The organism is Kitasatospora sp. NPDC089913 (genome assembly GCF_044748625.1).
GTDB lineage: Bacteria > Actinomycetota > Actinomycetes > Streptomycetales > Streptomycetaceae > Kitasatospora.
In genome coordinates this window covers 39,007-50,301 of record NZ_JBIVGI010000035.1, presented here as the reverse complement: position 1 = coordinate 50,301, position 11,295 = coordinate 39,007, and the positions used below count along the sequence as shown (strand labels likewise).

Genomic DNA, 11,295 nt, shown 5'->3' with positions numbered 1-11,295 from the left:
CCGCCCCGGCAGCACCCTGCCGTGGCGGCCCCCGGTCCGTCGGACGCTCAGACCCGCTCGGGCTGCTTCGCCCCCGGGTCGGCGGCGGCCGCGCCGGCCGCCGGCTCCAGCCGGGCCATCAGCTGTTCGCCCTCCATGTCCACCCGCGGCACCACTCGGTCCAGACTCTTCGGGAACCACCAGGCGGCCCGCCCGAACAGCGTCATCGCGGCCGGCACCAGGGCCATCCGGACCACGAAGGCGTCCACCAGCACCCCCACCGCGAGCGCGAACCCGATCGGCTGCACGATCGGGTCGTGGCCGAAGACGAACGAGCCGAACACCGCGACCATGATCAGCGCGGCCGCCGTGACCACCCTGGCGCCGTTCCGCACCCCGGCCACCACCGCCTCGCGCGGCTCCGTGCCGTGCACGTGGTGCTCCTTCATCCCCGAGACCAGGAACAGCTCGTAGTCCATCGCGAGCCCGAACAGCACACCGATCAGCAGGATCGGCACGAAGCTGACCACCGGGCCGACCTTCGGCACGTCGATCAGCCCGTCCAGCCAGCCCCACTGGTAGACCGCGACGACGGCGCCGAGCGAGGCCGTGATGGAGAGCAGGAAGCCGGCCACCGCCTTCAGCGGCACCAGGATCGAACGGAAGGCCAGCGCCAGCAGCACCAGCGCGATGCCCACGATCACCGCGACGAACGGCGGCAGCGCGTCGCTCAGCTTCGCGGAGACGTCGATGTTGGCCGCCGTGGTGCCGGTGACGTCGATCCGCGCGCCGGTCTCCGCCCGGAGGGCGTCGCGCTGGTCGCGGATGTCGGTGACCAGCTGCCGGGTGTCGGCGTGGTCCGGGCCGGTGTTCGGGATGACCGGGACGAGCGCGGTGCGGCTCGGCCCGTCCATCTGCGGCGGGAGCAGTGTCCGGACACCGGGCAGCGCGCCGAGCCGCCCGGCCACGTCCTGGACCGCCTGCTCCGGCTGCGCCGCCCCGGCGGCGTCGACCACCACGACCAGCGGCGCGTTGAAGCCGGGGCCGAAGCTGTGGTCCACGAGGTCGTACGCGGTTCGGGCGTCGGTGCCCTTGGCCTGCGAACCGCCGCCCGGAAGGCCGAGGGTGAGGCTCGCGGCGGGCACGGCCAGCGCGAGCAGGGCGGTGAGACCCACCAGCAGTACGGCGAGCGGACGGCGCACCACGAAGCCCGCCCAGCGCTCGCCGAGCGTCGTGCGCCCGGTGGTCCGCAACGCGCGCCGCCACACCGGCAGCCGGTCGATGCCCCGGCCGGCGAAACCGAGCACGGCGGGCAGCAGCGTGATCGCCACCAGCACCGCGACCACCACGGCAGCCGAGGCGGCCAGGCCCATCACGGTCAGGAACGGCACCCCGGCGACGGCCAGCCCGGCCAGCGCGGCGACGACGGTGAGACCGGCGAACACCACCGCGCTGCCGGCGGTCGCGTTGGCGCGGGCGGCGGCCTCCTCCGGCTCCAGGCCCTCGGCGAGGTGGCGCCGGTGCCGGGACACGATGAACAGGGCGTAGTCGATGCCGACCGCCAGGCCGACCATCAGCGCCAGCACGGGCGCGGTCGAGATGACCTCGAAGGAGCCGGCCACGGTGAACACCCCGGCCATCGCGATCCCGACCCCGACCAGCGCGGTGACCAGCGGGAGCCCGGCCGCGACCAGCGACCCCAGGGTGACCACCAGCACCAGCCCGGCCACGATCAGGCCGATCACCTCGCCGCCGTCGACCTGGGCCATCTTGTTGTAGGCGTCGCCGCCGAAGGCCACCGTGACGCCCGCCGCGCGCGCCGGGTCGGCCGCCGCCCTGACGGCGTCGCGCTGCTGGTCGGTGATGTCGCCGAGCTTGCTGTCGAAGGAGACCAGGCCGAGCGCGACCGTGCCGTCCGGGGAGATCGCGCCGGTGGCGTACGGGTCGGGGATGCCCGCGACACCTGGCACGGCGGCGATCCGGGCGACCGCCTCGCCCACGGCCCGGGCGTTCCCGGGGGCGGCGATGCCGCCGGCCGCGTCGCTGCGGAAGACCACCTGGGCGGAGCCGTGGCCCTGCGCCGGGAAGGTGTCCTTGATCCGGTCCAGAGTGGCCTGGGCCTCGGTCCCGGGGACCTTGAACTCCTCGGTGGTGCTGCCGCCGAAGGCCGCGGCGCCGCCGCCGATCGCGATCAGCAGGGCGAGCCAGACGGCGAGGACGGTTCGCCTCCGGCGGAAGCAGAGGCGGCCCAGGCGGTACAGGTACGTGGCCATGCGTGCACCTTCGATCGGGTCGTGCGGGCAGGCGGGAGTGCGGTGCTCGGTCGTCCCGCTCACCGTACGCGCAACTTTGTCGCATGACAAAGTCGACCGACGCGAACATGCGACGAGATCATTCGATCCGGTTGTCCGAACATGGCGATACCCTGGCCCAATGGCTCATGTCCCGGCCGCCGAGCGGCGCCCCCAACTGATCCAGGCCGCGATCGACCTGATGGCCCGCGAGGGGATCGCCGCGGGCAGCACCCGCGCGATCGCGGCGGAGCTGGGCGTGGCACAGGCGACGGTGCACTACACCTTCGGCACCAAGAAGGACCTCTACCGGGCCGTGGTCGAGCAGCTGACCGCCGAGTTCATCGGCCAGGTCCGGGCCTCGGCACCCGAGGAGGGCCCGTTCGGCGAGCAGGTCAGGACGATGGTCCACGCCCTCTGGGACAGCGCCGTCGGCGAGGACGGCAAGTGCGCGCTGATCACCGAGTTCTCCGCGATGGCACTGCGCGACCCGGACCTGCAGGAGACCATGCGGGCGCTCCAGCACGAGATCGAGGACACCGCCGCCGCGCTGCTCACCGCGCTCGCTGCCGCGCACGGGCTGGCGCTGCCGGTGCCCGCCCGGGAGGTCGCGGTGTACTTCCTGGCCGGCTTCAACGGCCTGAGCGACCGCTACCTCGTCCTCAAGGCCGCCGGCGAGGACCCCGAGGCGGAGTCGCGCCGGGCGCTCGACCTGCTCGTCGCCACCACCGTCGGCCTCTGCCTCGGCGCGCCCGCGCGGTCCTGAGCATCCTCGCGGCCCTGAATCGCGGCGCGCCCTCGCGACCCCGACCCCGGCCCCGTCCCCGTCAGGACTGGACGATCCGGACCGGCAGTTCGGCCAGCACCTCCCGCAACGAGGCCGCGAAGCGGTCGTACTCGCCGCTGCGGGCCGAGCCCGGCCGGGCGGCGAGCCCGATCCGGCGGCCCGGCGCGGGCGCGGCGAAGCGGACGGCGGCCAGCCGGTCGGCGCGCCCCGCCTCGACGTCCAGCGCGGTGGCGGGCAGCAGGGTCACCCCGAGGCCGCCGGCCACCAGCTGCACCAGGGTGGACAGACCGGCCGCCCTGGTGGTCGAGCCGCCGGGGTCGACGCCGACCTCCCGGCAGATGTCGAGGGCCTGGTCCCGCAGGCAGTGGCCCTCCTCCAGCAGCAGCACGTCCAGGTCGAGCAGGACGTCCCGGGCAACGTCCACCCGGCCGGCGAGCTCGTGCTCGGGCGGGGTGACCAGGACGAAGTCCTCGTCGAACAGCGGGATGTCCCGGGTCGGCGAGGCGCCGCCGGCCGGCAGCGCGAGCAGCAGGACGTCCAGCCGCCCCGCGGCCAGGCCCTCCAGCAGCGAGGGCGTCCGCTCCTCGTGGACGTGCAGTTCCAGTTCCGGGTAGCGGTCGCGGACCAGTCGCAGCACGGTCGGCAGCAGGTACGGGGCGACGGTCGGGATGACGCCCAGGTGCAGCGGCCCGGTGAAGGGCCGGCGGGCGGCGTCCACCTCTTCGGTGAGCGCCTGCACGGAGGCGAGCACCCGGCGCGCGTGCTCCAGTACGCGCTCACCCAGTGGAGTGATCATGACCCGGCGCGTCGTACGCTCGACGAGCTGCGCGCCCAGTGACTCCTCCAGCGCCGCGACCGCCCCGGAGAGCGCCGGCTGGCTCGTACCGGTGGCCGCCGCGGCCTCCCGGAAGTGCCGGTGCTCGGCCACCGCGACGAAGGCCCTGAGCTGGGCGACCGTCGGCGAGCGGGGGCCGCGCGAGGTGGCGTTCCCCACAGTGGCGTCGGGTTTACGGGTGGGGGCCCCGCGACGGACGGGGCGGGAGGGGGGTGTGGGACTGTTGATAACTCTCTCCGATCAGTCACATCGAGTGTAGCTATTTCCCTGATCAGTCCACGATGTGGAATGGTGGAGACCGTTCCGCAAAACGGACAAACTCCCCTCGTCTCAACTTCAGGAGAAGCGAACGTGCTCACGATCGGTGACAAGTTCCCCGAGTTCGAACTCAACGCCTGCGTCGACCTGGACGCCGCGAACGCCTTCGCCGAGATCAACCACAAGTCCTACGAGGGCAAGTGGAAGATCGTCTTCTTCTGGCCGATGGACTTCACCTTCGTCTGCCCGACCGAGATCGCCGCGTTCGGCAAGCTGAACGACGAGTTCGCCGACCGCGACGCCCAGATCCTCGGCGTCTCCGGCGACTCCGAGTTCGTGCACCACGCCTGGCGCAAGGACCACAAGGACCTCCGCGACCTGCCGTTCCCGATGCTGGCCGACGTCAAGCACGACCTGATGCGCGCCTGCGGCGTCGAGGCCGCGGACGGCACCGCCCAGCGCGCCGTCTTCATCGTCGACCCGAACAACGAGATCCAGTTCGTCATGGTGACCGCCGGCTCCGTCGGCCGTAACCCCAAGGAGGTCCTGCGGGTGCTGGACGCCCTGCAGACCGACGAGCTGTGCCCCTGCAACTGGACCAAGGGCGAGGACACCCTCGACGCCCAGGCCCTGCTGGCCGGCTGACCCATGGCCCTCGACGACCTGAAGTCCGCCCTCCCGGACTACGCCAAGGACCTCAAGCTCAACCTGGGCTCGGTCATCGGCAACTCCGACCTCCCGGCCCAGCAGCTGTGGGGCACCGTGCTCTCCTGCGCGATGGCCACCCGCAGCCCCGCCGTGCTGCGCGAGCTGGAGCCCGAGGCCAAGGCCAACCTCTCCCCGGAGGCGTACAACGCCGCCAAGGGCGCGGCCGCGGTCATGGGGATGAACAACGTCTACTACCGGACGCTGCACCTGCTCTCCGACAAGGAGTACAGCAGCATGCGGGCCGGTCTGCGGATGAACATCATCGGCACTCCCGGCGTCGAGAAGGTCGACTTCGAGCTCTGGTGCTTCGCGGTCTCCGCGATCAACGGCTGCGGCCAGTGCCTCGACTCGCACGAGGCCGTCCTCCGCAAGGCCGGCGTCGACCGCGAGGTCGTCCAGGCCTCGATGAAGATCGCCGCCGTGCTCCAGGCCGTCGCCGGCGTCCTCGACTCCGAGGCCGCCCTGGCGGGCATCGACGCCTGACCCGGCACCACCACGAAACGGGCCCCTCGCCCGCGGACTCCGGTCCGCGGCGCGAGGGGCCCGTTTCGTGGTCGGTCAGGGGGTGGGGGGATGGGGGCGGGTGGCGGCTTCGCGGGCGGCTTCGATGGCGGTGAAGACCGCCTGGCCGGCCTCGTTGCGGCGGCGGAGGTGGGTGACCACGGTGTTGGTGACCGCGATCAGGGGGACGGCGACGATGGCGCCGCCGATGCCGCCGATGATCGATCCCGCCGCCACCCCGAGGACGACGCCGAGCGGGTGGACCCGGACGGCCCGGCCGAGGATCAGCGGCTGGAGGACGTGGCCCTCGATCTGCTGGACGGCGATCAGGACCACCAGCACCATCAGCGCCGTCCACGGTGTCGTGGTGACGAGCGCGATCAGGACCGCGACGGTGCCGGTGACCAGCGCGCCGACCAGCGGGACGAAGGCGCCGAGGAAGATGATCACGGCGAGCGGCAGCGCCATCGGCACACCGAGCAGCTGGATCCCGACGCCGATGCAGACCGCGTCGATGAACGCCACGCAGACGGTGCCGCGGACGTAGGCGGTGAGCGTGGCCCAGGCCTTGGGGCCGGCGCCGGCCATCGCGTAGCGGGAGTGCCTGGGCAGGCCGCGCAGCGCCCAGTTCCAGATCCGCTCGCCGTCGTAGAGCAGGAAGAAGGTGGTGAAGAACGCCAGCAGCACGGCGGTCAGCACCTCGACCGCGATCTGCGCGCCGGTGATGCTGGCCGAGGTGATCTGCTCGCTGTTGGTGCTGATCGCCTTGGTGATCTGGTTGGCGAAGTCGGTGATCTGCTGCTCGGTCAGGTGCAGCGGCCCGGTGATCAGCCAGTCCCGCAGCTGGTCGACACCGGCCTTGACCTTGCTGGTGACGGTCTCGAGATTGGTGGTCACCTGCCAGACCACGAACCAGCCGACCAGGCCGATGCCGGCCAGTCCGCTCATGAACACCCCGCCGGCGGCCAGTGAGCGCGGGACCCCGTGCCGGCGCAGCCAGGAGACGGTGGGCTCCAGCAGCGCGGAGATCAGCAGCGAGGCGAGCACCGCGAAGGCGACCAGTCGCAGCATGTCGACGATGTAGAAGACGACGTAGAGCGCGGCGCCGAGCAGCAGCAGCCGCCAGGTGGACTCGGCGGCGACCCGCAGGCCCCAGGGCACCGCCTCGGCGGGGGTGGCGGGCCGGCCGAAGTGGCCGTGCGGGGGCAGCGGGGCGGCGGGGGCAGGCGCGGGGGCCGCGGCGGCGGCGGGCGGTGCTGCCACCGGGACGGCCGCGGCGGGCGTACCGGACGGCCCGGCCGGTACGACGGCCGCCGCCGCCGCGGGCACAGCGGCCTCCCGCGGACCGGGCAGCGGACGGACGGCCGGAGCCGCCACCGGATCCACCGGGTGGAGGGTCTCGTGGAAGTCGGCCGCCATCGCGGCCCGTCGGCGCCGTTCGATGACGGCGGCCGCGCTCGCCACCACGGCCATGCCCTTGGCCACGGCCTTGAAGGCCTTTCCGCCCCGCGCCATGCTCGCTACCACTTCTCCCCGCCGGAGCCGCCCGGTGCGGCGGCACGCCGTGGGTCCCGCCACGGCCGTCAGGGATAGACGCTACCCGGCCGCGGTGCGGTGAGTCCGCCCGGCGAGCGCGATCCGCCCGGGTTCTTGCGGCGGGAGCCGCTCGGACGGGGGACGATTCCGGGGCAAACCATCATGTCCCCGGTGGTTTCAGGCACGGGACAGCGGGGAGGAGTCGGGCGGGAACCAGGAGCCGACTGTCGGCGGACCGGCCGGGCGGAGAGTCACCAGGACCCCTCCCCGTCCCCGCGTCCGCACCAGGACCGCACCGCCCGTGGCGCCATGGTCAGCGCCACCCGGGCGGCGCGGCCCGCTCCCCGGCCCGACCGGGCAACCGGGCCGGCAGACCCGCGGGTCCGGAAAAGCGAAACACCGCGGCCTCCCCGATCGTGATCGGGGAGGCCGCGGCGGGCGTTCCTAGTACCAGTGGTGCGACTGCCAGAACGACCAGGCGCCACAGGGGCTGCCGTAGCGGCTGTTCATGTAGCCGAGACCCCACTGGATCTGGGTGGCCGGGTTGGTGCGCCAGTCGGCACCGGCCGAAGCCATCTTGGAGCCGGGCAGCGCCTGGACCAGGCCGTACGCGCCGGAGCTCTTGTTGGTGGCGGTGTAGTTCCAGCCGCTCTCGCGCTTCACGATCTGGCTGAAGCACTGGAACTGCGAGTCGCTGCCGATGATCTGCTGGGCCAGCTCCTGCACCGAACCGGGGCTGACCGAGACCGGCGGAGTCGACGGGGCACTGTCGGTGGCGGCCATCGCCGAACGCGCCTTGGAGCGGTTGGCGGCGGCCTCGTCGGCCTTCCGCTTCTCCTCGGCGGCCTTCGCGGCCTTCTCCGCCTCGGCCTTGGCGGCAGCGTCGGCGGCCTCCTTGGCGGCGGCGTCGGCCTTGGCCTGCGCCTCGGCGGCGGCCTGCTGGCGCGCTGCCTCCTCGGCGGCCTTCTGCTCGGCGGCGGCCTTGGCCGCGGCGTCGGCGGCGGCCTGCTGGGCGGACGCCTGCGAGCCGATGTTGTCGCTGATGGTCTGCGCCTGGGCGCCGGAGGGGACTTCGGCAAGCAGCGTCGCGCCGGCGACGTCGACCGTCTGCGTCGTCTTCGCCTCGCTGCCCGCGCCCATACCGACCACGGCACCGACAGCGGTGACGGCGGTGGCGGAGGCGACGGCGACTCCCCGGACCGAGATCCGAGTCACATGGATTCCTTCCAGCATCGCCCACGCGTGACCGTACAGGCGCAACATGCCCCTTGGCGCTGCCCTCCGTACGGTGCTGGTCACGGGAGGTACTGACCCGGCGTCCGGTCGAGGTGAGGCGACCGGGCGTTGTGATCGGGCGGCGTACGGCTCAGGTCTTCAATTGTGCGTCCACTGACCGGAGTTGGTGGACCGTCCGGGCCGGACTCCCGGTCTCCCGGAAGCCCTGCCATGCCGTACGCGGGGCCTGACAGAACCCTCACCATGCCGCACCGGGCACTGTCGACGCAATTCCCTGTTGCGTGGCGGATGTCACATTCACCGTACTGGCGTTCACCGGACAGAAAGCACGCGATGTGATGAAAGGGACAAGGGCCCGCTCCCTCAAGAGCGGGCCCTATACCGGGAATTGACTGTTTCGTCCCTAACTGCCCATTGGATTCCGGTAAGTCCGGAAAGTCCGGATCAGGGCTGAACGTCCTCCAGCATCTCGGTCACCAGCGCCGCGATCGGCGAGCGCTCGGAGCGGGTGAGGGTGATGTGGGCGAACAGCGGGTGGCCCTTGAGCTTCTCGACCACGGCCACCACGCCGTCGTAGCGGCCGACACGGAGGTTGTCGCGCTGGGCGACGTCGTGGGTGAGGACCACCCGCGAGCCCTGGCCGATCCGGGACAGCACCGTCAGCAGGACGTTGCGCTCCAGCGACTGCGCCTCGTCCACGATCACGAAGGCGTCGTGCAGGGAACGCCCCCGGATGTGGGTCAGCGGCAGGACCTCCAGCATCCCCCGGGAGATGACCTCCTCGATCACGTCCGGCGTGGTGACGGCCGACAGGGTGTCGAAGACCGCCTGCGCCCAGGGGCTCATCTTCTCCGACTCGGAACCCGGCAGATAGCCGAGCTCCTGCCCGCCGACCGCGTACAGCGGCCGGAACACCATCACCTTGCGGTGCTGCTGGCGCTCCAGGACCGCCTCCAGCCCCGCGCACAGCGCCAGCGCCGACTTGCCGGTACCGGCCCGGCCGCCCAGCGAGACGATCCCGACCTCCGGGTCCAGCAACAGGTCCAGCGCGACCCGCTGCTCGGCGCTGCGCCCGCGCAGGCCGAAGGCCTCGCGCTCGCCGCGCACCAGGCGGACCCGGCCGTCGCCGGTGACCCGGCCGAGGGCCTTGCCGCGCTCGGAGGTGAGCACGAGCCCGGTGTGCACGGGCAGCTCGTCGGCGCCGGGGACGTCGACGCCGGCGTCGTGGCCGGCCGCGAACAGCGCGTCCACGTCGTCGGCGGCGGCGTGGAGCTCGGCCATGCCGGTCCAGCCGGAGGTGATCGCGAGTTCGGCGCGGTACTCCTCGGCGAGCAGGCCCACCGAGGACGCCTTGATGCGCAGCGGGAGGTCCTTGGACACGACGGTGACGTCGTAGCCCTCGGCCTGCAGGTTGCGTGCCACCGCCAGGATCCGGGTGTCGGCCTCGCCGCCGCCGGCCCGGTAGCCGACCGGCAGTATCGAGGTGTCCGAGTGGTTGAGCTCGACCCGGATGGAGCCGCCGAGCTCGCCGACCGGGATCGGCTCGTCCAGACGCCCGAACCGGATCCGGAAGTCGTCGAGCAGCCGCAGCGCCTGGCGGGCGAAATAGCCCAGCTCCGGGTGGTGCCGCTTGGCCTCGAGCTCGGTGACCACGACCACGGGGAGGACGACCTCGTGCTCCTCGAAACGGGTCATCGCCAGCGGGTCCGCCAGCAGCACACTGGTGTCGAGAACGTACGTGCGCCGGTCTGGTGTCCGGCGGCTCTTGGAACTGACCACTAGGCCTCCAGGGCGGATGACCCTGCGTCATCCGCGGCAAGCCGGCCCCGCTGCCCCGGTGGCCTCGGAGCCGGTCTGATCGGAGTATTCCCAGGCGGGGGGCGGTGCATTCGCGCCCCCGGAGAACTGACGGATCATTGCGGATGAACGTTTGGCCTCGCCCTGCCACCGGGTAGGCCAGCTCTTACGGCGGTCAATCCCGACGCCCGGCGGGCAGCGCTCCCGGTCCCCGGCGGACGGCGCCCCGACGCCCCGGCGGACGCCGCTCCCGTCAGAGCCCCAGCCGCCGGTTGCGCTGCTCGAAGGCGCGCAGCGCCCGCAGGAAGTCCACCTTGCGGAAGGCCGGCCAGTACGCCTCGCAGAAGTAGAACTCGCTGTGCGCGCTCTGCCAGAGCAGGAAGCCGGACAGCCGCTGCTCGCCCGAGGTGCGGATGACCAGGTCCGGGTCGGGCTGCCCCTTGGTGTACAGGTGCTCGGCGATGTGCTCGACGTCCAGGACCTCGGCCAGCTCCTCGATCGAGGTGCCCCGGCCGGCGTGCTCCTGGAGCAGCGAGCGGACGGCGTCGGCGATCTCGTGCCGCCCCCCGTAACCGACCGCCACGTTGACCGTGATGCCCTCGATGCCCGCGGTCTCGTCGGCGGCGCGCTTCAGGACGTCGGCGGTGTGCTGCGGCAGCAGGTCCAGCGCGCCGACCGGGTGGACCCGCCAGCGGCGGGCGGCGGCCAGACCGGTGACGGCGTCCTCGATGATGCCGAGCAGCGGGACCAGTTCGTCGGCCGGGCGCGAGAGGTTGTCGGTGGAGAGCATCCACAGCGTGACGACCTTGACGTGGGTCTCGTCGCACCAGCCGAGGAACTCGCTGATCTTGTCGGCGCCGCGCTGGTGGCCGTACGCGGTGGAGCCGCCGGTCGCCTTGGCCCAGCGGCGGTTGCCGTCGAGGATCACTCCGATGTGGTGCGGGGTGCGGGCGAGGTGCACCTCGACCCGGCGACCGTAGAGGCCGTACATCCCGTCCAGCAGGACGCGCAGACCCGGCGTGCGTTCGACGACATCGCGCAGACCCATGGTTTTCGGCCCCTCCGTGCTCACTTCAGCGGGTGCTTCAGAACCCCCGGCGCAGCCTACTCCCGCGCTGTGGCGGCAGGGAAAGCCGCAGGTCGCGGGAGGGTCACGGTCCTGTGCGGACTCTGTCGCCGCGGGCCGGGCCCGGGTGGCCGGAAGACACCCGCGCGGCGCCCCGGGGGCGGCCGGGGGAACGCCCGGCGGCCGGATACGGAACGGTCTCTGCTTCCTTAAGGAATCCGTAAGCCGACGGTTCAATGCTTGACGACCCCCAATGGTCTAGTCCAGCTTTTGTGCCAGGGCGGAACGGCGTACCGGAACC

General features: G+C 72.4%; 9 protein-coding genes. 3 read left to right on the top strand and 6 right to left on the bottom strand.

Features of this window, described 5'->3' with window-relative positions:
- Positions 1-47: 47 nt before the first annotated feature.
- Entirely contained in the window at positions 48-2,252 is a 2,205-nt protein-coding gene (locus ACIPYS_RS35275) for an MMPL family transporter (protein WP_400753994.1), read from the bottom strand.
- A gap of 160 nt (positions 2,253-2,412) precedes the next feature.
- On the opposite strand from ACIPYS_RS35275, the gene ACIPYS_RS35270 reads away from it, so the two are divergent.
- Complete coding sequence (locus tag ACIPYS_RS35270; protein ID WP_400753991.1) at positions 2,413-3,036, top strand: TetR/AcrR family transcriptional regulator; 624 nt, start codon at positions 2,413-2,415, stop codon at positions 3,034-3,036.
- 61 nt (positions 3,037-3,097) lie between these two features.
- On the opposite strand, the gene ACIPYS_RS35265 is transcribed toward ACIPYS_RS35270, so the two are convergent.
- On the bottom strand, positions 3,098-4,051 hold the full coding sequence (locus ACIPYS_RS35265) for a LysR substrate-binding domain-containing protein (RefSeq protein WP_093860724.1): 954 nt from the start codon (positions 4,049-4,051) through the stop codon (positions 3,098-3,100).
- A gap of 192 nt (positions 4,052-4,243) precedes the next feature.
- Between ACIPYS_RS35265 and ACIPYS_RS35260 the strand changes: the two genes are divergently transcribed.
- Both ACIPYS_RS35260 and ACIPYS_RS35255 read left to right on the top strand, forming a co-directional pair.
- Positions 4,244-4,795, top strand: a complete 552-nt coding sequence (locus tag ACIPYS_RS35260) for a peroxiredoxin (RefSeq protein ID WP_030397082.1) — start codon at positions 4,244-4,246, stop codon at positions 4,793-4,795.
- Positions 4,796-4,798: 3 nt separating this feature from the next.
- Complete coding sequence (locus tag ACIPYS_RS35255; RefSeq protein WP_093860725.1) at positions 4,799-5,341, top strand: alkyl hydroperoxide reductase; 543 nt, start codon at positions 4,799-4,801, stop codon at positions 5,339-5,341.
- Positions 5,342-5,416: 75 nt separating this feature from the next.
- Here the strand turns inward: ACIPYS_RS35255 and ACIPYS_RS35250 are convergent, their stop codons facing one another.
- The 4 genes from ACIPYS_RS35250 to ACIPYS_RS35235 form a co-directional block, all read right to left on the bottom strand.
- Positions 5,417-6,874 carry an AI-2E family transporter gene (locus ACIPYS_RS35250; protein WP_093860726.1) on the bottom strand — a complete coding sequence of 486 codons (1,458 nt, stop codon included), beginning with the start codon at positions 6,872-6,874 and terminating at the stop codon, positions 5,417-5,419.
- Between the two features lie 465 nt (positions 6,875-7,339).
- Complete coding sequence (locus ACIPYS_RS35245; RefSeq protein ID WP_093860727.1) at positions 7,340-8,110, bottom strand: transglycosylase SLT domain-containing protein; 771 nt, start codon at positions 8,108-8,110, stop codon at positions 7,340-7,342.
- Positions 8,111-8,575: 465 nt separating this feature from the next.
- Positions 8,576-9,910: a PhoH family protein gene (locus ACIPYS_RS35240; RefSeq protein WP_093860728.1), complete on the bottom strand. Its 1,335-nt coding sequence runs from the start codon at positions 9,908-9,910 to the stop codon at positions 8,576-8,578.
- A 271-nt stretch (positions 9,911-10,181) separates the two neighbouring features.
- Positions 10,182-10,976 (bottom strand): isoprenyl transferase, encoded by a 795-nt coding sequence (locus ACIPYS_RS35235; RefSeq protein ID WP_078880489.1) that lies wholly within the window; start codon positions 10,974-10,976, stop codon positions 10,182-10,184.
- Positions 10,977-11,295 lie beyond the last annotated feature (319 nt).

Bases quoted from the DNA above. Each gene is read 5' to 3' on its own strand.
- ACIPYS_RS35255 (WP_093860725.1), top strand. From the start codon at position 4,799: ATGGCCCTCGACGACCTGAAGTCCGCCCTCCCGGACTACGCCAAGGAC.
- ACIPYS_RS35270 (WP_400753991.1), top strand. From the start codon at position 2,413: ATGGCTCATGTCCCGGCCGCCGAGCGGCGCCCCCAACTGATCCAGGCC.
- ACIPYS_RS35235 (WP_078880489.1), bottom strand. From the start codon at position 10,976: ATGGGTCTGCGCGATGTCGTCGAACGCACGCCGGGTCTGCGCGTCCTG.
- ACIPYS_RS35250 (WP_093860726.1), bottom strand. From the start codon at position 6,874: ATGGCGCGGGGCGGAAAGGCCTTCAAGGCCGTGGCCAAGGGCATGGCC.
- ACIPYS_RS35275 (WP_400753994.1), bottom strand. From the start codon at position 2,252: ATGGCCACGTACCTGTACCGCCTGGGCCGCCTCTGCTTCCGCCGGAGG.